General features: G+C 28.2%; 29 protein-coding genes and 2 pseudogenes. 27 read left to right on the forward strand and 4 right to left on the reverse strand.

Features of this window, described 5'->3' with window-relative positions; all coding sequences use genetic code 4:
* Positions 1–8: 8 nt before the first annotated feature.
* The 3 genes and pseudogenes from mnmG (at position 9) to AAHM76_RS03240 (ending at position 3,608) form a co-directional block, all read left to right on the forward strand.
* Positions 9–1,892 carry a tRNA uridine-5-carboxymethylaminomethyl(34) synthesis enzyme MnmG gene (gene mnmG, locus AAHM76_RS03230; protein ID WP_425289458.1) on the forward strand — a complete coding sequence of 628 codons (1,884 nt, stop codon included), beginning with the start codon at positions 9–11 and terminating at the stop codon, positions 1,890–1,892.
* Between the two features lie 11 nt (positions 1,893–1,903).
* Positions 1,904–3,241: a cysteine--tRNA ligase gene (gene cysS, locus AAHM76_RS03235; RefSeq protein WP_342256661.1), complete on the forward strand. Its 1,338-nt coding sequence runs from the start codon at positions 1,904–1,906 to the stop codon at positions 3,239–3,241.
* Positions 3,242–3,296: 55 nt separating this feature from the next.
* A pseudogene (locus tag AAHM76_RS03240) lies at positions 3,297–3,608 on the forward strand (FAD-dependent oxidoreductase).
* A 116-nt stretch (positions 3,609–3,724) separates the two neighbouring features.
* On the opposite strand, the gene AAHM76_RS03245 reads toward AAHM76_RS03240, so the two are convergent.
* The 3 genes and pseudogenes from AAHM76_RS03245 to AAHM76_RS03255 all read right to left on the reverse strand — a co-directional run bounded on the left by AAHM76_RS03245 (position 3,725) and on the right by AAHM76_RS03255 (position 5,910).
* Entirely contained in the window at positions 3,725–4,381 is a 657-nt protein-coding gene (locus AAHM76_RS03245) for a transposase (RefSeq protein WP_342256662.1), read from the reverse strand.
* Between the two features lie 44 nt (positions 4,382–4,425).
* Positions 4,426–5,537 (reverse strand): annotated as a pseudogene (locus AAHM76_RS03250) (IS3 family transposase).
* 52 nt (positions 5,538–5,589) lie between these two features.
* The gene (locus AAHM76_RS03255; protein WP_342256663.1) at positions 5,590–5,910 is read right to left on the reverse strand and encodes an IS1/IS1595 family N-terminal zinc-binding domain-containing protein; all 321 of its coding nucleotides are present in this window, start codon (positions 5,908–5,910) and stop codon (positions 5,590–5,592) included.
* Positions 5,911–6,036: 126 nt separating this feature from the next.
* Between AAHM76_RS03255 and trmFO the strand changes: the two genes are divergently transcribed.
* From trmFO to AAHM76_RS03305, 10 genes are all read left to right on the forward strand, one after another.
* Positions 6,037–6,897 carry a methylenetetrahydrofolate--tRNA-(uracil(54)-C(5))-methyltransferase (FADH(2)-oxidizing) TrmFO gene (gene trmFO, locus AAHM76_RS03260; RefSeq protein WP_342256664.1) on the forward strand — a complete coding sequence of 287 codons (861 nt, stop codon included), beginning with the start codon at positions 6,037–6,039 and terminating at the stop codon, positions 6,895–6,897.
* A 96-nt stretch (positions 6,898–6,993) separates the two neighbouring features.
* Positions 6,994–7,728 carry a 23S rRNA (guanosine(2251)-2'-O)-methyltransferase RlmB gene (gene rlmB, locus AAHM76_RS03265; protein WP_342256665.1) on the forward strand — a complete coding sequence of 245 codons (735 nt, stop codon included), beginning with the start codon at positions 6,994–6,996 and terminating at the stop codon, positions 7,726–7,728.
* Between the two features lie 112 nt (positions 7,729–7,840).
* Positions 7,841–7,984, forward strand: a complete 144-nt coding sequence (locus tag AAHM76_RS03270; protein ID WP_342256666.1) for a hypothetical protein — start codon at positions 7,841–7,843, stop codon at positions 7,982–7,984.
* Between the two features lie 302 nt (positions 7,985–8,286).
* Positions 8,287–9,246: an IS1/IS1595 family N-terminal zinc-binding domain-containing protein gene (locus AAHM76_RS03275; RefSeq protein WP_342256667.1), complete on the forward strand. Its 960-nt coding sequence runs from the start codon at positions 8,287–8,289 to the stop codon at positions 9,244–9,246.
* 58 nt (positions 9,247–9,304) lie between these two features.
* The gene (locus AAHM76_RS03280; RefSeq protein ID WP_342256668.1) at positions 9,305–9,481 is read left to right on the forward strand and encodes a hypothetical protein; all 177 of its coding nucleotides are present in this window, start codon (positions 9,305–9,307) and stop codon (positions 9,479–9,481) included.
* Positions 9,482–9,534: 53 nt separating this feature from the next.
* On the forward strand, positions 9,535–9,684 hold the full coding sequence (gene rpmG / locus AAHM76_RS03285; protein ID WP_004028373.1) for a 50S ribosomal protein L33: 150 nt from the start codon (positions 9,535–9,537) through the stop codon (positions 9,682–9,684).
* Positions 9,685–9,693: 9 nt separating this feature from the next.
* The gene (locus AAHM76_RS03290) at positions 9,694–10,131 is read left to right on the forward strand and encodes a preprotein translocase subunit SecE (RefSeq protein ID WP_342256669.1); all 438 of its coding nucleotides are present in this window, start codon (positions 9,694–9,696) and stop codon (positions 10,129–10,131) included.
* Positions 10,132–10,162: 31 nt separating this feature from the next.
* Positions 10,163–10,816, forward strand: a complete 654-nt coding sequence (gene nusG / locus AAHM76_RS03295) for a transcription termination/antitermination protein NusG (protein WP_342256670.1) — start codon at positions 10,163–10,165, stop codon at positions 10,814–10,816.
* A gap of 85 nt (positions 10,817–10,901) precedes the next feature.
* Entirely contained in the window at positions 10,902–11,453 is a 552-nt protein-coding gene (locus AAHM76_RS03300; RefSeq protein WP_342256671.1) for a DNA-3-methyladenine glycosylase, read from the forward strand.
* 206 nt (positions 11,454–11,659) lie between these two features.
* Entirely contained in the window at positions 11,660–12,076 is a 417-nt protein-coding gene (locus AAHM76_RS03305; protein ID WP_342256672.1) for an HNH endonuclease signature motif containing protein, read from the forward strand.
* Positions 12,077–12,084: 8 nt separating this feature from the next.
* Here AAHM76_RS03305 and AAHM76_RS03310 read toward each other — a convergent pair whose 3' ends face one another.
* A complete protein-coding gene (locus tag AAHM76_RS03310; RefSeq protein WP_342256673.1) occupies positions 12,085–12,588 on the reverse strand; it encodes an isochorismatase family protein in 504 nt (167 codons plus the stop codon).
* A 95-nt stretch (positions 12,589–12,683) separates the two neighbouring features.
* On the opposite strand from AAHM76_RS03310, the gene rsmG reads away from it, so the two are divergent.
* From rsmG to AAHM76_RS03380, 14 genes are all read left to right on the forward strand, one after another.
* Positions 12,684–13,382 carry a 16S rRNA (guanine(527)-N(7))-methyltransferase RsmG gene (gene rsmG / locus AAHM76_RS03315; protein ID WP_342256674.1) on the forward strand — a complete coding sequence of 233 codons (699 nt, stop codon included), beginning with the start codon at positions 12,684–12,686 and terminating at the stop codon, positions 13,380–13,382.
* Between the two features lie 59 nt (positions 13,383–13,441).
* Positions 13,442–14,212 (forward strand): AAA family ATPase, encoded by a 771-nt coding sequence (locus AAHM76_RS03320; protein WP_342256675.1) that lies wholly within the window; start codon positions 13,442–13,444, stop codon positions 14,210–14,212.
* Positions 14,202–15,098, forward strand: coding sequence for a ParB/RepB/Spo0J family partition protein (locus AAHM76_RS03325; RefSeq protein WP_342256676.1), 897 nt, complete (start codon positions 14,202–14,204; stop codon positions 15,096–15,098). The genes AAHM76_RS03320 and AAHM76_RS03325 overlap by 11 nt, the downstream gene beginning before the upstream one ends.
* A gap of 21 nt (positions 15,099–15,119) precedes the next feature.
* Complete coding sequence (gene ychF, locus AAHM76_RS03330; RefSeq protein WP_342256677.1) at positions 15,120–16,220, forward strand: redox-regulated ATPase YchF; 1,101 nt, start codon at positions 15,120–15,122, stop codon at positions 16,218–16,220.
* A gap of 12 nt (positions 16,221–16,232) precedes the next feature.
* Positions 16,233–16,691, forward strand: coding sequence for a 2-C-methyl-D-erythritol 2,4-cyclodiphosphate synthase (gene ispF / locus AAHM76_RS03335; RefSeq protein ID WP_342256678.1), 459 nt, complete (start codon positions 16,233–16,235; stop codon positions 16,689–16,691).
* 26 nt (positions 16,692–16,717) lie between these two features.
* Positions 16,718–18,166 carry a glutamate--tRNA ligase gene (gene gltX, locus AAHM76_RS03340; RefSeq protein WP_342256679.1) on the forward strand — a complete coding sequence of 483 codons (1,449 nt, stop codon included), beginning with the start codon at positions 16,718–16,720 and terminating at the stop codon, positions 18,164–18,166.
* Positions 18,167–18,173: 7 nt separating this feature from the next.
* Positions 18,174–19,406, forward strand: coding sequence for an HD domain-containing protein (locus tag AAHM76_RS03345; RefSeq protein WP_342256680.1), 1,233 nt, complete (start codon positions 18,174–18,176; stop codon positions 19,404–19,406).
* A 15-nt stretch (positions 19,407–19,421) separates the two neighbouring features.
* Positions 19,422–19,958 (forward strand): DNA-directed RNA polymerase subunit delta, encoded by a 537-nt coding sequence (gene rpoE, locus AAHM76_RS03350; RefSeq protein ID WP_342256681.1) that lies wholly within the window; start codon positions 19,422–19,424, stop codon positions 19,956–19,958.
* An 84-nt stretch (positions 19,959–20,042) separates the two neighbouring features.
* On the forward strand, positions 20,043–21,638 hold the full coding sequence (locus AAHM76_RS03355) for a CTP synthase (protein WP_342256682.1): 1,596 nt from the start codon (positions 20,043–20,045) through the stop codon (positions 21,636–21,638).
* Between the two features lie 68 nt (positions 21,639–21,706).
* Entirely contained in the window at positions 21,707–23,008 is a 1,302-nt protein-coding gene (locus AAHM76_RS03360) for an adenylosuccinate synthase (RefSeq protein ID WP_342256683.1), read from the forward strand.
* Positions 23,008–24,300 carry an adenylosuccinate lyase gene (gene purB, locus AAHM76_RS03365; protein WP_342256684.1) on the forward strand — a complete coding sequence of 431 codons (1,293 nt, stop codon included), beginning with the start codon at positions 23,008–23,010 and terminating at the stop codon, positions 24,298–24,300. Before AAHM76_RS03360 ends, purB begins: the two co-directional genes overlap by 1 nt.
* Positions 24,301–24,315: 15 nt before the next feature.
* Positions 24,316–24,885, forward strand: coding sequence for an aminoacyl-tRNA hydrolase (pth, locus tag AAHM76_RS03370; protein WP_342256685.1), 570 nt, complete (start codon positions 24,316–24,318; stop codon positions 24,883–24,885).
* Positions 24,875–25,783, forward strand: a complete 909-nt coding sequence (gene rsmI / locus AAHM76_RS03375; protein WP_342256686.1) for a 16S rRNA (cytidine(1402)-2'-O)-methyltransferase — start codon at positions 24,875–24,877, stop codon at positions 25,781–25,783. Before pth ends, rsmI begins: the two co-directional genes overlap by 11 nt.
* On the forward strand, positions 25,761–26,525 hold the full coding sequence (locus AAHM76_RS03380) for a hypothetical protein (RefSeq protein ID WP_342256687.1): 765 nt from the start codon (positions 25,761–25,763) through the stop codon (positions 26,523–26,525). Before rsmI ends, AAHM76_RS03380 begins: the two co-directional genes overlap by 23 nt.
* Positions 26,526–26,528: the final 3 nt, after the last annotated feature.

The following is a 26,528-nucleotide window of genomic DNA, read 5'->3' on the forward strand; positions in this document are numbered from 1 at the left end:
GAGGGATTTTAATGAAAAAATATGATGTAATTGTAATTGGCGCTGGTCATGCTGGAGTTGAAGCAAGTTTAGTTGCAGCAAGAATGAAAAAGAATACATTATTAGTTACTTTGCATAAAGATAAAATTGCATTAATGCCATGTAATCCCTCAATTGGTGGCCCAGCTAAAGGGATTGTTGTTCGTGAAATTGATGCCATTGGTGGTGAAATGGCAAAAGCAGCTGATGCAACAGCTTTACAAATGAAATTATTAAATTCTTCACGAGGTCCTGCTGTATGAGCATTACGCGCTCAATCAGATAAGATTGAATATGCAAAATATATGCAAAAAGTAATTGAAAAGCAAGATAATTTAGATTTATATGAAGGAGAAGTTCAATCTTTAATGGTTGATGATAACAATAATTGCTATGGAGTAATGTTAAAAGACCAAACACAATTTTTTGCAAAAAAAGTTATTTTAACAACAGGAACATATATGCAATCTTTAGTGTTACAAGGAATGACAAAAAAAGCAGAAGGACCTGATGGTGACATTACAACAGCAGGATTATCAACCCATTTAAAACATTTAGGGTTTGAGTTATTTCGTTTAAAAACTGGTACACCAGCACGTGTTCTTAATACTTCAATTGATTATAGTAAAGCACAACCAGAACCAGGAAGTGATTTGCAACTAGCCTTTTCTTATTCAGCAAAAACCTTTACACTATTACAAGAGCAAGAATTATGTTGATTAATTCATTCAACACCAAAAACACATAATATTGTGCAAAAAAATTTAACAGCATCAGCAATGTATTCTGGAAATGTAACAGGAACGGGGCCACGTTATTGCCCAAGTTTTGAAGATAAAATTGTGCGGTTTGCTGATAAACCACGTCATCAAATTTTCTTAGAGCCAGAATCAAAGAGTTTAAATACAATTTATGTGCAAGGATTTTCAACTTCAATGCCAATTGATGTGCAAGAAAAGATGCTGCGTTCCTTGCCAGGATTTGAAAATGTTGAAGTTTTAAAATGAGCTTATGCAATTGAATATGATGCAATTGTACCAACACAATTAAAACATACGTTAGAAACAAAAAAAATTAAAAATTTATATACGGCGGGCCAAATCAATGGAACAAGTGGCTATGAAGAAGCTGCTTGCCAAGGTTTAATGGCTGGAATTAATGCTGTTTTAAGTATTGACCAAAAAGAACCTTTCATTTTACGTCGTGACCAAGCTTATATTGGAGTGTTAATTGATGATCTAATTACAAAAGGAACAGAAGAACCCTACCGTTTATTAACTTCTCGTGCCGAATATCGTTTATTATTGCGCAATGATAATGCTGAAGAACGATTAAAAAATTATGCTTATCAATTTGGTTTAATTGATCAAAAAAGTTGAATCGAATATCAAAATAATGTGCAAAGTTATAATGAAATAATGCAATTGTTAAAAGAAACTTATTTTACGGCAAAATCACCATTAATTCAAAAACTAACTAAATTAGGTGTTGCTAACATTACGGAACGTATTTCTGGTTATAATTTATTAAAACGACCAAATATTGAGTTAAAATATTTAGAGGAGGAGTTACCACCGTTAAATAATTTAAAATCATTTTTAAAACAAAATTTATTAATTAATATTCGTTTTGAAGGATATATTAAAAAAGAACAAGAAATTGTTTTAAAAACAATTAAGTTGGAAAATAAATTAATTCCAGTTAATTTGAATTATGACTTGGTAGATAACTTGGCACTTGAAGCGCGAGAAAAATTTAAAAAGATTAGACCAATTTCAATTGGTCAAGCGAATCGAATTTCAGGAATTAATCCAGCTGATATTCAAATGCTGTTATTTTATTTAAAAAAAATGGAATTGGATGCAAATAGATAAGAGGGTGAAGTATGAAATTATATAATACTTTGACTCGTAATTTTACAGATTATGGTCAAGCAAAAAAAAATAATATTTATGGTTGTGGACCAACTGTCTATAATTACATTCATATAGGTAATGCCCGCGCAATTATTACTGTTGATTTATTAGTTAGTTTTTTACAATTTCAACATATTGAGGTTAATTATATTCAAAATTACACGGATATTGATGATAAGATTATTGCTAAAGCAGCGGCAGAACATAAAACTGAACAAGAAATTGTAGAATTTTATATTAAAGCTTTTGAAGAAGATGTTTTTAATTTAAATGTTATAATGCCAGCGAAGCGAGTACGAGTAACAGACCATGTTAAAGATATTATTACTTTTATTCAAAAATTAGTTAAACTTAATGCTGCATATGAAGTTAATGGTAGTGTATATTTTGATATTGCAAAATATCAAACACAATATGGACAATTAGCTAATAAAAAAATTTCAGAATTAGAAACTAATGTTCGAATTGAACATGATGCTAATAAGCATAGTCAATATGACTTTGCGTTATGAAAGCAAACAACCGAAGGAGTTTCTTTCCCCTTTTATGATCAAACGGGTAAATTATATCAAGGCCGCCCAGGTTGACATACAGAATGTGCTGTCTTGATTGATAAATTTTTTCATAAAGAAACAATTGATATTCATGCCGGCGGAATTGATTTAGTTTTTCCTCATCATGAAAATGAACGAATTCAATTTTTAGCAAAAAATAATAAGGAAATTGCAAAAATTTGAATGCATAATGGACATTTAAATGTTGCTGATAAAAAAATGAGTAAATCATTAAATAATACTATTTTAGTTCGTGATTTTATTAAATTATACGGAGCAAATACATTACGTTATTTGTTATATGCGACTAATTATACACAACCATTAAATGTAACAAAAACTTTAATTATTAGTGCACAAGGTGAAACCGAAAAGATTTTTAAAGTCTTAAAAGCAGTAAATTTATATTTAGCTGAATATGACTTAAATTATAATTTAGCACAACATGGTGACAATGTTAAGAAAGTTCTTGCTGAGTTAGCAAATAATTTAAATAGTCCAAATGTTTTAACTATTATTAGTAAAATGACTAAAATTATTAATAATCAATTACGTGATAAAAAACTTAATTTACAACTTGCTAGCGATTTTTATAATATTATTTTTAATATTATGAATTTTAATTTTAAGTTACCAGTGATTAGTGGTGAAATTCGTAAATATTTATTAGAATGAATTAAGTCAAAAAATAATAAAGATTTTGTCAAAGCAGATGAGCTTCGTAAGGTTTTAGTAGAAAAAGATATTTTGTAACGTAATTAAACAAAAAGAAATTAATATTATTGGCGCTGGGTTAGCAGGTTGTGAAATCGCTTATCAATTAGCAAAACGTGGTTTAAAAGTAAAATTATATTAAGAAAAAACATTATTTAAAAATCCAGTTCAAAAATTAGATACATTTGCATAATTAGTTTGTTCTAATTCTTTTCGTAGTGTTTCGAAAGAAAATGCAATTGGAATTTTAAAAGAAGAATTAAAGTTATTAGATTCTTTCATTTTAAAAACAGCTTATGATGCTCAAGTTCCTGCTGATGCACTTAGTGTTGGCCGGGAGTTATTTTCACAAAAAGTTACAGCAACTTTAATAAATCATCCTAATATTACCATTATTTATGATTAATTTATTAAAATAGATTTTTAATTTTGTAGAAAACTCTTGATGAAATAAAAAAAATCATCAATATGATAACTTTAAAAGAAAATTATATAAACTTTTAATATTGTTATTTAACTTTTTTATACGTTAAAATATAATACCGATGATTGTTGGTTTGGCGTTAAACCTTTATGCTGGTATTTTCATTTTCAGTGATTTAAATAATTTTGAATGTTCGTGAAACATAAGCCATGATAATGAATTAATGATTCTTTAAGATTTGATTGTAATTTACTAATTTTATTTAACTTCCGATAACTAGCATCAGGATTTGTACTAGTTTTAGTTGCTAATAAAATAGAATTTGTTTGTTTTGCTACTAATAAATATAATGGTTGCATGTCAGAAATAATAATTGAATTTTCTTTGATTAATTGTTTATTAATATTTTCAATAATTCACTGTTTTTGTAATCGTTTTGTGTTGGTTGATTTAACATAAATATTATTATTGCTATCAACAGCCATTTGAATACAACATTTAGTGTTGGTTGAAAATGAATCAAGATGAATTTTTCTTTTATCAAATTTATCTTTAAAATTACCTTTGTGGATTTCTTTAATAAATGTTTCATCGATTTTAATTTGGCCATTTAACGTTTTAAATTTTAATTGGGTGTTTTCTAATTGTTTTGATTTCATTATTTTTTGGCGATTATATCAAGCGGTTTTCGGTGATGTTTTAATAAAGTGGGAAATCATTTTACTAGATTGGCCTAATAATGAAATTTGAATCAATAAATTTCGCTGTTCTGGAATGGAAACACTTTTTAGGACACTTTTTATATAGACATTTGTTTTCTAAAAGTAACTGGAGATAAATAATTTAAACTGCCATGAATTCGAATATTGTTATATCAATGCACAAAATCAAAAAGTTCGTATTTTAATTGTGTTAAATTTTTAAATTTTTTACCCTTAATAAATTCAGTTTTAAAAGTTTTGTAAGTTGTTTCAGCCACAGCATTATCATAAGGGCAGCCTTTATTGCTTAATGATCTTTTAATATTAAAAGTTATTAAAATTTCATCAATGATTTTATTTTTAAACTCATTACCACAATCAGTATGAAATAGAGTTATTTGATTTAATGGTCGTGTTATTTTATGAAAAGCTTGCTGGACCAGTTCGGCTGTTTTATTCGGCCCAGCACTATAACCAATTATTTCACGATTAAACAAGTCAATTAATAAACAAATATAATGTCATTTAGCGCCAACTTGAACATATGTTAAATCACTAACAATAACTTCATTAGGTTTTTTGTTGTTAAATTGACGATTTAAAATATTATTAATTTGGTCATTATTGACTGTTGTTTTATGATTATGATATTTTAATTTGGTGTATTTAGAAACCAAATTATTTTTGATCATAAAGAATCTGATTTTTCGCCGCGATAAGATGATATCTTTTCTATTTAAAATAACTTTAATTTTGCGAGCCCCATAAATTTTGCGACTTTTATTAAAGGCACTGATAATTTCTTGTTCATAATTATTAACTTGCTTGTTAATACATTTATTAGTTTGATAATAATACGTTGATTTTGATAAACCCAAAATCTTACATATTTTTCTTACTGAATATTTTGTTTTGTTGTTATTAATTATTGTTATTTTTTGGCCATTATCAGTGCGGCTTGCTTTAAAATGTCATTTCCCATTTTCAAGTCTTTAAGTTCTTTTCGTAAAGTTATTATTTCATTTTATTCTAGTGTGCGATTGTCTTTTGCTTTAAATGAACCAGAATTATTATAATTTTTAACTCAACTATAAATAGTTGGTTTTGGTAAATTATATTCTTGCCCTAGATTAATAACACTTTTACCATTTTTATATAGCATGACAATTTGTTTTTTAAATTCTTCAGAGTATGAAGTTTTATTTCCCATTTTTATATTCCTTCTTTCTTAATAATTTTATCTAATTTTGAAGTCTATATAATTATGGTCCTAATAATTGTAGCCTATCCAGTTCATAATTTAAATGACTTCAATACGTAAAATTATCACGAAAAGCATCAAAACTAGCACGACATTTTTTGCATAAATATTTTTGTTTTCCTTCAGGATTATGACCATTTTTAACACAATAAAAAGATTGACAATTAGGACATTTAATACCTTTATCCCTAAATTTTTGGTCAATTTCATTTAAGCGTTTTTGTTTTTTAATTAATTTTGCTTCTTTTTTGACTTTTTCATGAAATTCTAAAAATTGATCATCTGTTAAACTATTTATTAATTCTTCAATTATTTTTTCCATTAATTATTCACCTCTTATATTAAAAATATACCTAATTTTAGGTATATTTTATAAATACCAAGAGTTTTCTACAAAATTAAAGAAATAGATCCAAAACAAATTACTATTATTGCTGTTGGACCATTAGTGACAACAAATTTTGCTCTTGAACTTAAAAAGTTAGTTGGTAAGAAAGCATTGTATTATTATGATGGCTCAGCCCCAATTGTAACAAAAGCTGGAATTGATTTTTCAAAAGCATATTATGGCGCACGACATTCAGAACAAAAAGATTATATTATTTGTACATTAACAGAAGATGAGTTTAATCAATTAGTTACAGAATTAGTAAAGGCAAAACGAGCTCCTATTGCGGATTTTGAAAAATATTTTAGAGGTTGTCAACCAATTGAGATTATGGCACAAACATCACGAAAAATTCTTTTGAATGGACCAATGAGTAGTAATAATCTAACAGACAAAAATGGTAAGCAGCCATTTGCAGTGGTTCAATTACGACAATATAATGTCATTGATAGTTTATATAATATCGTAGGTTGACAGACAAATTTAACATGGCCAGAACAAAAACGAATTATTACACAATTTATTCCAAGTTTAGCAGAAGTAGATATTGTTCGATATGGAGTCTTACATAAAAATAATTATATTAATTCACCAAAAGTTTTAAATCAATTTTTACAATATAAACAAAATAATAATATTTTTTTTGCTGGTCAAATTATTGGTGTAGAAGGTTATTTAGAATCGGTGGCAGCAGTTTTATTATGTGCTTTAAATGTATATCAATATGTAATGGATTTACCATTAATTAAATTTCCTTCAGAAACTGTGTTGGGAGCATTAGTCAACTATGTTACAAATCCAAAACAACGATATTTAAAACCAACGAAAGCAAATCTTGGCATTATGCCAACTTTAACAACTAAGTTTAAAAATAAAACAGAGAAAAATTTAGCACTTTATTCTCGGGTAATAAAAAAATAAAAGAAACTATTAAAAAATATCAAATTAAATTATAATACTTATAAAGAAATTTATTAATATTGGTTATGGATAATAAAACAGGAAAAGGAAGAAAATATGCAAGAATATATATACATTTACGGAATTAATCCTGTTGTGGAGTCATTACTAAATCCAGCAGTGAAAATTAATAAACTCTATTTATTACCACAAGGGAAAAAAAATGATTATTATTTGAAACTAGCTAAAAGTCGTCAAATTAAGGTTGTATTTTGTTCAACAGATAAAATGACAACTCTTGTACAAACTAGTAAGCATCAAAGTTTGGTATTGGAAATTTGAAAGCCAGAAAATTATTCATTAACTGCAATAACAACAAAAGCATTACAAAATAATCACCCATTTTTATTAGTCCTTGATCAAATTTCTGACCCACATAATTTTGGGGCAATTTTGCGTACTTGTGATTTGTTTAATGTTGATGGGGTTATTATTCTAGATAAACGCCAGGTTGATATTAATGCTACTGTTGCCAAAACATCTGCAGGTGCTTTTAATTATGTTCCAGTTTGTCGAGTAAATAATTTAACTAATGCAATTGAATATTTAAAAAAACAAGGGTTTTGAATTTATGCAACAAGTTTAACTACAACAGCCCACAATGTAAGTGAATTAAAATATGATACGCCAATTTGTCTAATCGCAGGTAATGAAGGAACAGGGATTAGCACAAAGTTATTAAAGCATTCTGATTTTAATATTTATATTCCAACAACAGGTCATCTTGATTCTTTAAATGTATCGGTTGCTAGTGCTATTTTAATTTATCAAATTAAAATGTTGCAACAATAAAATTTAATTTAGAAAGGATTTGACTATTATTACGATGAATGAATATTAATTACTTTATTTATTTCAAGAAGGCCATAATCAAACAGCATTATTTAGTTTATATAAATTATATGTGCCATTTCTAGAAGAAGTTAAGCGCCGAACTTTTTATAAATATTTTGGTTTACCAATTGAATTAGCTGATTTAGAAAGTTTAAAGTATTTTTCAGTATTAGAAAGTGCCAAAATGTATAATCCCCATTCGTCAAAAAAATAAAAGACTTTATTTTTCAACGTTACACATGAGATATTCATAAACAAATTCGTCAATTTTTTAATTTAAAAAATAGAGTTTTAAATTATTACATTAAATTAACTAATGAAAATATTACTAATCAAGATGATAATTTTTCAAATAAAATTGCTTGTTTTGATGAACAAAAACAAATTATTAAAATATTTTATCAACGATTATCACCATTAGAAAAAGAAATATTCTTTAATTTTGTAGAAAACTCTTGATATTTATAAAATATACCTAAAATTAGGTATATTCTTAATATAAGAGGTGAATAATTAATGGAAAAAATAATTGAAGAATTAATAAATAGTTTAACAGATGATCAATTTTTAGAATTTCATGAAAAAGTCAAAAAAGAAGCAGAATTAATTAAAAAACAAAAACGCTTAAATGAAATTGCCCAAAAATTTAGGGATAAAGGTATTAAATGTCCTAATTGTCAATCTTTTTATTGTGTTAAAAATGGTCATAATCCTGAAGGAAAACAAAAATATTTATGCAAAAAATGTCGTGCTAGTTTTGATGCTTTTCGTGATCATTTTACGTATTGAAGTCATTTAAATTATGAACAGTGAAATTTATTGATTCAAATTTCATTATTAGGCCAATCTAGTAAAATGATTTCCCACTTTATTAAAACATCACCGAAAACTGCTTGATATAATCGCCAAAAAATAATGAAATCAAAACAATTAGAAAACATCCAATTAAAATTTAAAACGTTAAATGGCCAAATTAAAATCGATGAAACATTTATTAAAGAAATCCACAAAGGTAATTTTAAAGATAAATTTGATAAAAGAAAAATTCATCTTGATTCATTTTCAACCAACACTAAATGTTATGTTCAAATGGCTGTTGATAGCAATAATAATATTTATGTTAAATCAACCAACACAAAACGATTACAAAAACAGTGAATTATTGAAAATATTAATAAACAATTAATCAAAGAAAATTCAATTATTATTTCTGACATGCAACCATTATATTTATTAGTAGCAAAACAAACAAATTATATTTTATTAGCAACTAAAACTAGTACAAATCCTGATGCTAGTTATCGGAAGTTAAATAAAATTAGTAAATTACAATCAAATCTTAAAGAATCCTTAATTCATTATCATGGCTTAGGTTTCACGAACATTCAAAATTATTTAAATCTCTGAAAATGAAAATACCAGCATAAAGGTTTAACGCCAAACCAACAATCATCGGTATTATATTTTAACGTATAAAAAAGTTAAATAACAATATTAAAAGTTTATATAATTTTCTTTTAAAGTTATCATATTGATGATTTTTTTATTTCATCAAGAGTTTTCTACAAAATTAAAAGAAATATTTCGGTTATGATTTGCTGGTGAAAATATTTATAATATTCACCACTTATTAGAGTTAAATTATCGTCAAGTTGATAATGCAATGCAACGAATTATGCAAAAAACAAGAGATTTTTACAAAAATAGTTAATTAAGTATATGAATATTATTATTAATATACTATAATTAATTATGGTGAATATTATGCGCGAAAAGATTATATTAGTATGTTCAGAATGTTTAAATCGAAACTATACAACATTTAAAAACAAAATGACACAAAAAGAACGATTAGAAATAAATAAGTTTTGTAAAACATGTAATAAACATACTAAACATAAAGAAACAAGGTAGGTGTTTGCAATGAAAAAAAATAAAAAATCAAAAAAGAACGTTAAAACTGTTTTAACAAAAAAAGAAAAAAAAGCGTTAAAAATTCAAAAGAAAAATGAGAAAGCAGCGCTAATTTTTCAAAAAAAAGCAAGTAAAACAGCGCCAATTCAAGTTGGGGCAAAAAAAGTAAGCACAACACCAGAGGTTGTTGAAAATGGTGAGCAAATTAAAAAAGGTCTTTTTAAGCGTAAAAATTCAAATAAAAGTAAAAAAACAAATTGAAAATTAGCTTTTCGTGAATTTCCTGTCAAAATGGCAAAAGAAGTCACAAGAATTCGATGAACAAGTAAGGGTAGTTTAGGGCACAAGTTTTTAATCACAATTTTATTTATTACTGCTTTTGCGGTGTTTTATTTAGTATTAGATTTAGTTTTACATCATTTACTAACTGTTGCTCGCATTATATAATAGATAAGTTTAAAAGGAGTAAAGTAAAGTAATGTTAGGAAAAAACACAATAACAGATGAAATCATTGATAATGATAAAAGTGAAGACATAGAAACTTTAGAAGATGTTACAAAGTACCCTGGAAAATGATATGTAATTAATTGTTATTCTGGACATGAAGACCGTGTTCGCGATGACTTAATTCAACGGGTAGAATCATTAAATATGAAAGACGTTGTTTTTGATATTAGAGTTGTAAAAGAGACAGTTTCAGCCAAAAAAGGTGGAAAACTAATAGAAAAAGAAAAAAATGTTTATCCAGGTTATATTTTTATTAATATGATTATGAATGATGAAGCTTGATATATTGTTCGGAATACAACAGGGGTTACTGGATTTATTGGCTCATCAGGGCGAGGAACAAAACCTTTTCCTTTAACAGATAAAGAAGCAAGGACAATGCTTTCAAAATCATTGGCAGTTAAAAAAACAGCAACACAGCAAGGAAAAAAAGTTAAAAAAGTATTTGTGGCAAACTTTGAAGTTAATGATTATGTTCGAATTTTATCAGGAACTTTTACTGATATGGAAGGACAAGTAACAAAAATTGACACTTCAAAAGGGATTGCGATAGTAAATTTAGAAATGTTTGGTCGTTTGACACCTACTGAAGTTGAATTTGACCAATGTGAAAAAATTGGTTAGGTTAGCATAGCAAATTAATATTAATTTTTGTTATGCTTTTTTTAAAATGATAAATGTAAACCGTTTAACTGAGGATACTTTTTTTATGCGAAATGCTGTTGTTGCACGCGAACTATTAGGAAAATATTTAGTTCGAATTATTGATGGGAAAAAAATTATTTGTAAAATTATTGAAACTGAAGCTTATGATAGACCGGAAGATGATGCTAATCATGGTTTTAACAATAAACGTAGTTCTCGTAATGAAACACTTTTTTGAAAAGGTGGCTTTGCACATTTTTTTCTCATTTATGGGATGTATCATTGTTTTAATATTGTTACTGACCAAGTTGATTTTCCAAGTGCAGTTTTATTATGCGATGGTGAAATTATTATTGATGAAACTGTTCCTAACTTTGTTTCAACACCACGGTTAGCAAATGGTCCCGGAAAGTTATCGCGCTATTTAAAAAATACTAAAGCTGATGATGGCCTTTCTCTGCTAGAAAGTTCGGTTTTATATCTTGATGAAGATACAGCACCAACTGCAATTGAAATTACAACTACACCACCGGTCAACATTGAGTATGCAACAAATTTTAAATTAAAACCATATCGATTTTATATTACAGATCATAAAGCAGTTTCAAAAAAATAAGAGGTTAAAATGAATAAAGCAAAAAAAGCAGAAATTTGAAAGGTTCACCGGGAATTTACTTATCTTGAGATTAGCAATATGGGGGGCGTGTTCGTAATATTGTTGTAACAAAGAAAGTTAAGAAATTAAAGAAACCAAAAAACACTAATTATTATTTAATTTGTCGTAGTGAAGACGGAAAAACAAAAACAAGACCATTACATAAGTTGATTGTTGAGTTATTTATTGGTTCAGTTCCGCCAAATATGACAATTGATCATATTAATGGTAATCCTCGTGATAATCGAGCAGAAAATTTAGAAATAGTTTCAAAACGAGAAAATACAATTCGGCAAATTAGGATGTGATCACATCCGCATAGTTTTTATAATCGATATTTAGTGGAAGCACATAGTGAGAAACGATGAATGTATCGTGGTGAACTATATAATTGAATTGAAATCTTAAAACTATTACATTCTCAAGGAATTATTTACTATCAAGTGAAATGAAAAGGAAGTAGTAAAGGGCGAATTGGTCAATTACCAAATGGTGAAACAATTATGCGTGTCAAAAATATTGATTCTAATAATGATGAAAATGATGATGATTTTAAAAAAAACTATTATGTTGTTTATTCATAATAGTTTTTTTAAAAAGTAATTTGTGGTTTAAATCCAGCACTAGCATTTAAGTCAATAATACCATGATAGTTTAATTTAATAGCATCAACAAGCGTTGCTGACATACAAACATCTATAGCAACACCAACAATGACCAAGTTAGTAACCTTGTGTTCTTGAAGAAATTCATGTAATCCATTTGAAGTATGATTATCACTAAAAAAACCACTGTAGTTATCAAAATCTTGTTGTGTTCCTTTTAAAATAATATGGTCAAATTGAGATGTAGTTAATTTATATAACTCACTGCCAAATGTATTTACAATGCAATGCGGACCTCATTTAGCAAACGAACAATGATTATTAGGATGAAAATCTTTTGTTGCAATAACTAAATCACCATTATGATGAAATTCATCAATTAAAGCAACAATTTTTTCATATAATTTTTCTGCCCCCGGAACATATAATGCTCCCTTAGAATCAACAAAGTCATTTTGATAATCAACGACAATTAAAGCTTTTTTGTTCATTTTATACTCCTTTTAATTATTTCTTAAATATTTATATATTACCATATATATTGTTATAATGTTAAAAGAAATTAAAAATTATGGGGGGGATATTGATGATTAAATTAATTAAAACAGCGTTACCAGAATTAGAAATTAGACCTGAGCAAGAAAAACAGTTACAATTATATTATCAATATTTAGTTGAACAAAACCAAATTATGAATTTAACTACAATTATTAACGAAGACGAGATTTATCTTAAACATTTTCTTGATTCAGGATTATTATTAAAAGAATTCTCATTTTCAAAGGATATGACAGTTAGTGATGTTGGTAGTGGCGCTGGTTTTCCGGGGCTTGTTTTAAAAATTCTTTGTCCAACAATTAAATTAACAATTATTGAAGCATTAGAAAAACGATGCTTATTTTTACAACGATTAGTGATGAAGTTGCAATTAAGAAATGTTGAAATTATTCATGCTCGAGCAGAAGAATATAGTCGAGAGCATGCTGAGTTTTTTGAACTTGTTGTTTCTCGTGCTGTTGCTAATTTAGGAATGCTTTTAGAATTAGTAGTGCGAATGGTTAGAACATCGGGAAGGATTATTTGTTATAAAGGGCAAAATGTTAGGGTTGAATTACAAGCAGCGCAAAAAACTTTATCAGTTTTAAATTTAAAATTAGAAAAAATTCAACATGAAACAATTCCACAACTTGGTGAACGGAACATTTGTTATTTTATTAAGACAGGGGCAACTGCAGAACCATATCCCCGTCGGTTTAATCAAATAAAAAAATTTCCAATTGGATAAAGTGTTATATAATAATAATGTATAAAATTATCAGATGCAACGGAACAGAAAGGACAATTATGGGAAAAATTATTGCAATCACAAACCAAAAAGGTGGCGTTGGTAAAACAACAACTTCGATTAACTTAGCGGCCGGATTGGCACGTACTGGACGAAAAATTTTATTAGTTGATATTGATCCCCAAGGAAATGCAACAACAGGGACAGGTGCTAATAAAGAAGAAATTCATGAAAGTATGTATGATGTTTTAGTTGGACAAATCCCATTAAAAAATATTATTATCTCAAATATTATGACTAATGTTGATTTAGCACCAGCAACCATTTCATTAGCGGGAGCAGATATTTATTTGATGGAAAGAACAGAAGATAACCAAAGCATTTTATTGGAGCGGATTAAACCGGTTCGTGATAAGTATGATTTTATTTTAATTGATTGTCCTCCTTCTTTAGGGTTGATTAATCGAAATGCACTAGCTTGTGCTGATTCTGTTTTAATTCCAATTCAAGCAGAGTATTATGCTTTAGAAGGTTTGGCACAGTTATTAACAACAATTCATTTTGTACAAAAAATGTTTAATGAAAGTTTAGCAATTGAAGGAATTGTTTTAACAATGTTTGATTCACGAACAAAATTATCATTTGAAGTGATGACAGAAGTTAAAAAATATTTTAATGAAAAAGTTTATCGAACACATATTCCAAGAAATGTTAAAATTAGTGAATCACCATCACATGGTTTGAATATTTTTGAATATGATAAAGGTGGTGCAGGTGCAGTTGCTTATGAAGAATTAGCGAGAGAGGTGTTGGCAAACAATGGCAAGTAATACTAAGAGTCGATTAAGTTCAAAAGGGCTAGATAAAATTTTTGGTGAAGGAATAAACGAAGTAATTAAAGGGATTGAAAGCAATGATGCATTAAAAGAGACAGCGAATGAAATTGTATTAGCGGAAATTTTTCCTAATCCGCATCAACCCCGCAAAAATTTTAATGAAGAAGAATTAACAGAATTAGCACAGTCAATTAAAGAATATGGTTTAATTCAACCTATTATTGTGAAAAAAACGAATAATGGTTATTATTTAGTTGCTGGAGAGCGTCGTAGTCGGGCTGCCAAATTAGCAGGATTAACAACGATTCCAGCAATTGTTGTTGATTTTAATGATCAGCAGATGAAAGAAGTTGCTTTAATTGAAAACATACAACGGGTTGATTTAAATTCAATTGAAGAAGCTAATGCTTATAAAGAATTAATTGAGTTACTAGGATTAACCCAAGAAGAATTAGCACAACGAATTGGAAAATCACGAAGTCATGTCACAAATACGATGCGATTATTAAATTTACCAGCTGAAGCGCAAACCTTGTTATTAGAAAATAAAGTAACAATGGGGCAAGTTAAACCATTAATTAGTTTAAATGTTGACAAAAATGAATTAAAAAACATTATTAATAAGATTATTAATTTAAATTTGAATGCGCGTCAGGTTGAAGAATTAGCCAAAGAATATAATCCAAAAATAACGAAACCATTAATTGAAAATTCAGAGAAGGATTCATCAAAACGAGCTGTTAATGAATTTTTGGAAAATAAAATAATGCAAAAATTAGGAACAAAAGTAGTTATTGATACTGAAAAAATTGTTATCAAGTATACTGGAATTAAAGATTTAAACCGTATTTTAGAATTATTAGGTTTAATTGATGATTAATTAATAGTAAGGAAGAACATAATGGCATTAAAAATGGGAATAGTTGGTTTACCAAACGTTGGTAAATCAACTTTATTTAACGCAATTACAAATTCACAAGTTGAAGCAGCTAATTATCCATTTGCAACAATTAATCCAAATGTTGGGACAGTAGAAGTTCCTGATGAACGAATAGATACTTTAATTGCTCTTTGTGCTCCGCGCAAAGCAATTCATAGTACCTTTGAATTTTATGATATTGCTGGATTAATTGTGGGAGCTAGCAAAGGTGAAGGTTTAGGAAATGCTTTTTTGCAAAATATTCGAGAAACTGATGCAATTTGTATGGTCATCCGTTGTTTTGATAATAAAGATATTACCCACGTTGAAGGAACAATTGATCCAATTCGTGATATTGAAATTATTAATTTAGAATTAATTATTTCTGACCAAGAACAAATTAAAAAACGAATTGATAAAATTAGCAAAAAAGCACAAACTTTAAAACAAAAAGAAGATGTTTTTGAGTATGAATTATTATTAAAGTTAGCAACAGGATTAGAAGAAAATAAATTATTAAAAGATTTAACATTATCAGATGATGAACTAAAAGTAGCAAAGAATTTTAATTTATTAACAATTAAACCTTTTATTTATGTTGCTAATGTTGCAGAAAGTGATTTAAACCAACCAGATAATTTTTATGTTAAAACAGTTAAAGAATATTCTCAACAACAAGAAATCGAAGTAGTTGTTATTTGTGCTAAAATTGAAGAAGAATTATCAGCATTAGAACCAGATGATCGGAAGTTATTAATGGCTGATTATGGCATTAAAGAAGCTGGTTTAAGTCAATTAATTAAAAAATCTTATGCTTTATTAGGCTTACAAACATTTTTTACTGCTGGTAAGCAAGAAGTGCGAGCCTGAACTTTTAAAAAAGGAGCAACAGCACCAATGTGCGCGGGAATCATTCATTCTGACTTTGAACGTGGTTTTATTCGGGCGAAAGTTTATTCTTATGCTGATTTAGTGCAATATGGCAGTGAAAAAGCTGTAAAAGAAAATGGACGTTTACGAAGCGAAGGGAAAACTTATGTTATGCAAGATGGCGATATATGTTTTTTTAAATTTAATGTTTAGGGAGAAATAATAATGCGAATTGGCAATAGTTATGATTTACATAATTTAAAAGTAGGAACTGGTTTTTATTTAGGAGGAATTTTTATTCCATGCCAATACCAAATTAAAGCTGTTTCTGATGGTGATATTTTGTTACATACAATTAGTGAAGCGATTATTGGAGCCTTAGGATTAGGTGATTTAGGGGAATGGTTTGATGAAACAAATAAAAAACTTAATTCACAATTAATTTTAAAAAAAGCATTAACATTAATGGCTGAACAGAATTATCAAATTAGTAATATTGATGCAACAATTATTATTGATGAACCACGCTTGCAAAAGAATAAAAAAGCAATTAAAACTAATTTACAAAAATTATTACAAATTACGGCTGAAAAAATTAACTTAAAAGCAACAACTACTGAGCAAAATTTTCCGAATATTATTCAAAGTTATACAACATTATTACTTTTAAAGCAAAATTATTAGGTCAAAAGTTAGAATGGGGGATTAAAATGAAACAAAAAGTCAGATTACGTTACGCGCCAAGTCCAACCGGATTTTTACATATTGGGAATACAAGAACAGCATTATTTAATTATTTATTTGCAAAACATTATGATGGTGTTTTTGTTCTACGAATTGAAGATACAGATATTAAACGAAATGTTGAAGGAGCGATTGCGTCACAATTAGATAATTTGCGTTGATTAGGAATTGAACCAGATGAAACAATTGATCGCCCAGGAGCTTATCGACCATATCGACAATTAGAACGGTTAGAACTTTATCAAAAATATGCGCAAAAATTATTAACAATAAAAAAAGCATATTATTGTTTTTGTACCCCAGCTGAACTTGAAAAAGACCGTAAAGCACAATTGGTAAAAGGATATCTTTCACCACGTTATAATCGTAAGTGTTGGCAATTAACTTCTGAACAAATTGTTAAAAAATTAGCAAAACAAAACCCATATAATTTACGTTTTTTTGTTCCAGATGAAGCAATTTATGATTTTAATGATTTAGTCCGCGGCCCTGTTCATTTTGAAGGAAAAGATCTTGGCGATTGAGTCATTTTAAAATCAAATGGAATTCCAACTTATAACTTTGCGGTAGTAATTGATGATATGTTAATGGAAATTAGTCATGTTGTTCGGGGAGAAGAACATATTTCTAATACACCAAAACAATTAATGATTTACGAAGCATTTAATGCAAAGCCACCAATTTTTGCTCATTTAACCTTAATTGTTAATGAACAACATAAAAAGTTATCAAAACGAGATAGTCATTTAATGCAATTTATTAGCCAATATCGAACATTAGGATATTTACCAACAGCAATTTTTAATTTTATTAGTTTATTAGGATGATCGCCTCCGGGTACTGTTGAAATTTTTAGTCATGATGAATTAATTAAAATTTTTGATGAAACTCGATTTAGTAAATCGCCAAGTATGTTTGATGTTAAAAAATTAACTTGAATGAATAATTATTATCTTAAAGAAATGAATGATGAGAATTATCTAACTTTTGTCCGACCTTTTTTAGCAGAAAGCTATGATTTAACAAAAAAAACAACAGAATGAGTAAATATGTTATTATTAATTTATAAAAAAGAACTTCAATATGGGGCAGAAATTGTGGCCTTAACAAAACCATTTTTTGAACCAACAACAAAATTATCAACAACAACGCAAGCAGTGTTAACAGAATTGAGCGGTTATGAAGAAATGATAACATCTTTTAAAACAGCGTTAAGTCAATTGCTAGTTTGAGATGAACCAAATATTAAGCAATTAATTAGCAAAATCGGGGAACAATATGCTATGAAAGGAAAGAAATTATTTATGCCAATTAGAATTTTTACTTCTCATCAAGAACATGGGCCAGAACTAGCCAAGGTTATTTATTTATTAGGGAAAGAACAAGTAATTAGTAATATTGCTAAATTACAATAACGAAAAAATGAAATTACCACTAATAATCCGAGATAGTGTTCATGGCGATATTGAAATTAATGAAGAAATTACCGTAAAATTAATTAACACTTCAAAATTTCAACGCTTGCGTCGCATTAGTCAATTAGCGGGGGGGCAATTTGTTTTTCCGAGTGCTTCGCATACGCGTTTTTCACATTGTATTGGTGTTTATCATTTAGTTAGTAAAATGCTAGAAACAACAAGTTTCCAAGAAATGTATAGTAAGCATGAACAATTATTGGTTAAATTAGCAGGATTACTGCATGATGTTGGCCATGGTCCATTTTCACATACATTTGAAATGACTAATCACGTCACAAAACAGAATATTAGTCATGAAAATTATTCATCTTTATTAATTAAAAATCCAACAACAAATATTAATAAAATCTTAGCGGCCGAATTTAGTCCAGAAGAAATTAATGAACTATGTATGATGATTGAAGGTAAACATCCGGACGGGGTTTTATCATCGTTAGTTTCTTCACAATTAGATGCTGACCGAATGGATTATTTATTACGTGATGGACAAACAAGTGGTGTAGGTTATAGTCATGTTGATACGCAGTGAATTATTCGGCATTTATTTATTAAAGATAAAAAGATTGTTTTTCCTTTAAAAGTACAGTATGCAATTGAATCATTTTTAATTGGCCGTTATCATATGTATAAGCAAATTTATTTACATCCACTAAGCATTGGATTTGATTTAACTTTCCAAATGATGTTCAAACGATTGTATGATTTATACCATAGCAACTATCAATTTAAAAATAAAGTAATTATTACTTTATTAATTCCAGTGTTGGAAGGAAAAATGATGAGTCCAGATCAATATTGTACGTTGGATGATTATACATTATTTACATATTTAAAAATGTTAGAAAATGAAAATGATGAAATTTTAGTTACATTAATTAAAATGTTCACGACACGAAATTTTCTGCAAAAAATAAACCCAGCAAAAAGAAATTTCGAAGAAATTAAAAATAATTTGATAAAAAAATATAAAAACCATTATAATTACTTTATGGTTGAATATAACCTAAAACCAGTTAAATTATATGATAGTGATACTAAACCAATTTATATTGATACACCAAAAGGAATTAAATGCATTATGGAAGTTTCAGAAGTCTTAGCATTTAAAAATAATAGTAAAAAGACAGCAACAACAATTTGGTTTTCAATTGGAGAAAAATATGAAAATCATTGATAAGAAAGGTTTAAATTAATGAACGATAATGTAGAGTTATTAGAATTAGTGTATTCATATTTAAAAAAGAAAAAAAGTAGTGATACTTTTGAAAATATTTGAAATGATATTGCATCAAAAAGTGATGTAACAGTTCATGGAGTCAGCAAAGAAGATGTCATTGCAGAATTATATACTGATTTGGTGTTAGACAACCGTTTTGTGTTGACAAGTGAAGGTATGTGAGGGTTACGTGAGTTCTTAAAATATGATGAAATTAAAAAACAATATGATTATACTGACCAGTTTGAAACAACAGAAGAATTTGAAGATATTGATTTAGATGAAGAGAAAAATGATGAAGAAGAATCATTAATTGATACTCTTGATTTTGATGATACATTAGATGATAATGATAACGAGGAAGATGATTTTGTTGAAATAGAAGTTGATGATGATTTAATTGAAAATGATTATTCTATTGGTGATGACGATGAAACAGTAGCAGCTAAATTGGGTATTACAGAAGAAATTGACTGGAAAGCTCTTGAAAAAGAAATGGAAGAAAATAATTAATACCAAGATTAAAGAGTGTTAGAAGTGACAACCCTGTTAATTTCTAAACTCTTTTTAATTTGAGGATGAAAGGATGATAAGACAATGGCAAAATATATTTTTGTAACTGGTGGAGTTGTCAGCGGCTTAGGGAAAGGCATTACAGCTTCTTCAATTTGTGTTTTATTAAAAGCAAGTGGATTAAATGTTTTTATGCAAAAATTTGATCCATATTTAAATGTTGACCCCGGAACAATGAGTCCTTATCAACATGGTGAAGTTTTTGTAACAGCAGATGGTGCTGAAACAGATTTAGATTTAGGACATTATGAACGTTTTATTGATGAAAATTTAACAAAAGAATCAAATATTACTTCAGGACGAATATATAAAAATGTAATTGAAAAAGAACGTCGTGGCGAATATGAAGGTGGGACAGTTCAAGTTGTTCCCCATGTTACCAATGAAATTAAAAAGAAAGTTTATCATGCGGCATCAACATCAAAAGCAGATATTATTATTACTGAAATTGGGGGGACAGTTTGGGATATTGAATCGTTGCCTTTTATTGAAGCAATTCGTCAAGTTCGCATGGAACAAGGACGAGAAAATGTTATTTATATGCATGTTTCATTAGTTCCATATATTGCAGCATCAAAAGAATCAAAGACAAAACCAACTCAACATTCAGTGCGAGAACTATTATCACTAGGGATTCAACCAGATATTGTTGTTGCTCGAACTGAACAAGTTTTAGAGGATAATGTCCTTGAAAAAATTGCGCTATTTTGTAATATTGAAAAAAATAATGTTTTAGTAGCTACTGATGTTGCTAGTATTTATGAAGTACCATTAAAAATGTATGAACAAAATGCTCAAATAGTAATTAGCAAGTTATTAAACTTAAAAATCACGAAAACTGATATGTCAGGATGAAAACTATTTGTTGAAAAAATTAATCACTCACAAGAAGTAAATGAGATTAAATTAGTTGGAAAATATATTGAACTTCCAGATGCTTATTTATCAGTTAGTGAATCGTTACGAATTGCTGGATATGAAAATAAGGTTAAAATTAAAATTGATTGAATTAAAGCCGAAGATATTAATAAAAAAAATTACCAACAATTATTAAAAAATGCAAAAGGGATTTTGGTTCCTGGTGGTTTTGGTGAACGTGGTTTTGAAGGGAAAATTTTAGCATGTCAATTTGCTCGTGAAAATAACATTCCATTCTTTGGAATTTGTTTTGGGATGCAAGCAGCTGTAATTGAATTTGCCCGTAATGTTTGTCACATTCAAGATGCTAATTCTTCAGAATTAACAGAAACAAAAAATGCAATTATTGATATTATTCGTGGCAAAGATAAAACCGATGCTTTAGGAGGAACATTACGCTTAGGTAATTATAAGACAACTTTAGTTCCGAACACATTAGCACATAAGTTATATGGGAAAGATGAGATTTCGGAACGTCATCGCCATCGTTATGAATTTAATAATGATTATCGTGAACAATTAGCACAAGCAGGATTAGTATTTAGTGGTCTTTATGTTGAAAAAAACTTAGTGGAAGTTATTGAAATCCCAAACCATCCTTTTTTTCTTGCTGCTCAATATCATCCGGAGTTTACTTCTCGTCCAAATAAACCAAATCCATTATTTAATGGTTTTGTGCAAGCAGTAATTAACAATAAATAAGATGAAAAATTTGAAAAAATAGGTAGATTTATATTAAGATTAAACCGTAGAAAGGTTGGAAATAAGTTATGAGTGGTACAAATTATCGAACATTAGCGATTGTTGGGAGCCAGTGGGGTGATGAAGGAAAAGGCAAAATTACTGATTATTTTGCTCAACAAGCAGATGTTATTGTTCGTTGATCTGGTGGTGATAACGCTGGACATACAATTGTCATTAAAGGAACAAAATATAAGTTAAGTATTGTTCCTTCTGGTGTTTTTAATAAAAAATCAATTAATGTAATTGGAAATGGTTGTGTTGTTAATTTGCGTAAATTAGTTAGTGAAATTAATTATTTACAAGAACATGGTTTTGATTGTAAAAATTTACGAATTAGTGATCGTGCCCATTTAATTTTTCCATATCATATGAAAATTGATGAATTGCAAGAAGAGTATCGCCAGAAAGATTCAATTGGAACAACAAAAAAAGGAATTGGTCCTTGTTATCAAGATAAAGCAGAACGAATTGGGATTAGATTAGGTGATTTATTTGATGAAAAAGGATTTTTACAAAAATTAGAAAATAATTTAAAATTTAAAAATGAAGTTTTAACAAAAGTTTTTAATAGTGAAGGGTTTGACCCAAAATTAATTTGAAAAGAATATTTGGCATTATTTCAACAAATTAAATCACTAGTAACTGATACTTCAATTTTAGTTGATAATGCAATTCATACGCACCAAAAAGTTTTGTTTGAAGGCGCACAAGGAGTAATGTTAGACTTAGATCATGGTACTTATCCTTTCGTTACGTCATCAAATCCAGCAGCAGCTTCAATTCCTGTTGGTGTTGGGATTGCACCTCGTTATATTAACAATGTTTTAGGAATTGTTAAAGCATATAATACTCGTGTTGGAACCGGACCATTTCCATCAGAAATTTTTGGAGAAGTTGAAACATATATTCGTGAAACAGGACGTGAATATGGGACTGTATCGGGGCGCTCCCGCCGAATTGGATGATTTGATGGTATTTTAATGAAACATTCGTTGCGAATTAGTGGTTATACTAGTATGACAATTATGTTATTAGATGTTTTAACTACTATTAAGGAATTAAAAATTTGTATTGGCTATGAATATCAAGGACAACAAATTGAATATGTTCCAAGTACAATTAAAGAATATGAGATGTGTAAACCAATTTTAATAACAATGCCAGGATGAGATGAGGACATTAGTAATGTTACAACATTTGAAGATTTGCCACATAATGCCCAACAATATTTAATGAAGCTAGAAGAAATTGTTGGTGTTCCAATTAGTTTATTTTCTGTTGGTCCTGACCGTGAACAAACTATTTTAATGAATAAGGAGATTTTTTAATGATTGAACGTTATTTTGTTCCAGAGATTGGAAAAATTTGAAGTGATGAAAATAAATATAATACTTGAGCAAAAGTAGAATTATTCGTTTGTGAAGGATGGGCACAATTAGGATTAATTCCCACAACAGATATTGAAAAAATTAAAACTAATTTAACAGTAAACTTACCACGAATGTTAGAACTAGAAGCTGAAACAAAGCATGATGTTGTTGCTTTTACTCGAATGTTATCAGAAACATTGGGACCAGAAAAAAAATGAATTCATTATGGTTTAACATCAACTGATATTGTTGATACTAGTCAAAATTATTTGGTTAAAGAATCAAACCATATTGTTAAAAAATATATGCTTGAATTAAAAGAGGCGTTAAAAGAAAAAGCTCTTACTTATAAAAAACAATTAATTATGGGTCGTACCCATGGAATGTTCGCCGAACCAACCTCATTAGGATTGAAATTTTTACTTTGATATGCTGAATTAGAGCGTAATATTACGCGGTTTTATTCTGCAGGTTCAGCAATTGCTGTTGCAAAAATATCAGGTTCAGTTGGTAATTTTGCGCATGTTGAAGTTCAAGTTGAAGAATATGTGGCAAAACAATTAGGGTTAAACCTTGACCCAATTACAACGCAAGTAACATCACGTGATTATCATATTGCATTATTTACAAGTTTTAGTCAAATTGCTAGTTTGTTAGAAAAAATGGCGCTTGAATTTCGTCATTTCCAACGTTCAGAAGTGGGTGAAATTGCGGAAGGATTTAGCAAAAGTCAAAAAGGTTCATCTTCAATGCCACATAAAAAAAATCCAATTAGTGCGGAAAATATTGCTGGTTTAGCTCGTTTAGTTCGTAGTAATATGAATGTTACATTTGAAAATAACTTATTATGACATGAACGTGATATTTCCCATAGTAGTAATGAACGAATTATTATCCCCGACACATATCATTTAGTAGTTTATTTATTGAAACGAATGATCGGTGTTATTAATAATTTGGTTGTTAGTACGGATAAAATTATTGAACATTTACAACAAACCAATCAAATTTATTTTAGTCAAGTTGTTTTAACAAATATTTTGAAAGAAACTAATTATTCACGAGAAGAAGTTTATGATTTTATTCAAAAATGTACTTTAATCGCGCAACAACAGCAACTTGATTTTAAAAATGTTTTGATTGCTAATAATATAGCAAAATATTTATCCTTACCAAAATTAGAAAAATTATTTGATAACAATTATTTTTTACGAAATATTGAACAGATTTATCAACGAGTGCTAAATTAAAAAAGGAGCGAAATAATGAAGTTAATTGTGGGTTTGGGGAATCCAGGCAATGAATATACTTATACAAGACATAATATTGGTTTTTTAGCCATTGCTAAGTTGGTAGATAAATTTAATTTAGCAAAGCCAAAAAATGCTTTTAATGCTTTAATATGAGAAACAACAATTAACAACGAGAAAGTTCTTTTTTGTCAACCACAGACTTTTATGAATCTAAGTGGATTTGCAGTTTATCAAATTAAACAATTTTATAAACTGACATTAGAAGATATTATTGTTATTTATGATGATAAAGATATTCCTTTCAATGTTATTAAGTTAAAAAAGAATAGTTCAAGTGCTGGTCATAATGGAATTAAAAATTTAATTCAAAAACTAGGTAGCGAAAATTTTTTACGGATTCGTTTAGGAATTGGTAAAGATGTCCAAATTCCAACCCGAAACTGAGTACTAGGAAAGTTTTATCCTACTCAGTTAGAACTTATTAATAATGATTTATTAGAAAGAGTTTATCAAATTATGGTGCAATATTTAGAAAAAGCAACTAGTTTTGAAAAATTAATGAGTATTTATAATGGCAAATAAAATTAAACAATATAGTTTTAAAAGTAGTAATCCGAAAATTTACTTAATTGCAACTCCAATTGGTAATTTGCAAGAAATGACACCACGAGCAATTGAAGTTATTAAACATGATGTTCAAAAAATTTATTGTGAAGATACGCGTAACACGATTAAACTATTAAATTATTTTAATTGTAAAAAACAGTTAATTTCTTTAAACAAAAAAAATGAAATGCAACGCTTAACAGAAATTTTAAATGATTTAGCACAAAACTTATCAATTGCAATTATTAGTGATGCCGGTTATCCACTGATTAGTGATCCAGGTTATTATGCTGTTAACCATATTTTGGAACATTATCCCTATGATGTAATTCCTATTAGTGGCGCTAATGCTGCTTTAAACGCCATTGTTAGTTCGGGTCTTAATCCGCACCATTTTTTATTTTTTGGTTTTTTAAATAAAGCAAAAACAAAAAAAATTAATGAATTAGAACAGTTGCTATCATTCCCATATCCTATTATTTTTTATGAAGCACCGCATCGAATTTTAGAAACATTAAAAATAGTTAAATCAGTTTTTGGCGAGCGTAAAATTGCCATTGGTAAGGAAATTACAAAAATTCATGAGCAATGATATCGTGGACAGTTAAGTGAAGTGCTTTTGTTTTTACAACAAGAAGAAAATGTTGCTTTTGGTGAGTATGTCCTTGTTGTTGATGGTGCGGGGAATCTTCCGGCTCCTGTTATTGCAGATGAAATTTTAGTTGCTGAAATTGACCAATTAATTACAAAGCAAAATTATCGCGTTAAACAAGCAATTGATTTTGTTGCAAATAAATATAAAATTAGTAAAAATGTTTTATATAATAAATATCATCAGCAAAAGGAGCGCGATGGAAAAAACAGAACGAATTAAACACTTAGTGTTTTGCGGCATTCTCTTTATCTTAAAAATTATTGTTTTACTCTTAACTTATTTTTATAGTTTATTTTATTATCAATTAAATTGATTAAGTTATTTATGATATTTTGTTAGTTGATGAAGTGTTCAAACTGATTTTTTAATTTTATTATTTTCCTTCGGAGGATTAATTTACTTTACAAAATTACGAAATTGCCATTTTGTGGCAAACCAGTTTTTTATTTTATACATTGTCTTTGCTGCCTTGTTAACATTCTTATTTTTTACACTTGGGACATTTATTGGTGCCATTACTGGTGAAAAGTTTACTGCCAGTTGGCATAGCCTCGCAATTTATTGAATTAGTACAACATTGCAACATTGATTGTGCCCAGCGATTTTTATTATCTATTTTTGCATTGTGGTAGAAAAAGAATGTATTAATTATAAAAATTTTTATTTACAAAAGTTATATAAGTTTTATCTTCATCCAATTTTTTATACTATTTTTATTGCTGTTCGAGAAGGAGTTTTATTATTAACTCCAATTGATGAAAAATTGTGAAATTATAGTACGCCAGCAAATAACTATTATGTACCATATTTTTTTCAAGATTTTCCCCGGTTAGAATATTATATTTTATATTTAATTGTGTTAAGTATAATTATTGCTTTATTAATAACATTCGTTGTTAATTTAAATAATTTATTAGTTAACCACCAAAAAATTAAAGAAAGTCAAGAAAAAATAAATTAAATT

Origin of the sequence: Spiroplasma endosymbiont of Poecilobothrus nobilitatus (genome assembly GCF_964030655.1) — a bacterium.
Taxonomy (GTDB): domain Bacteria; phylum Bacillota_I; class Bacilli_A; order Mycoplasmatales; family Mycoplasmataceae; genus Spiroplasma.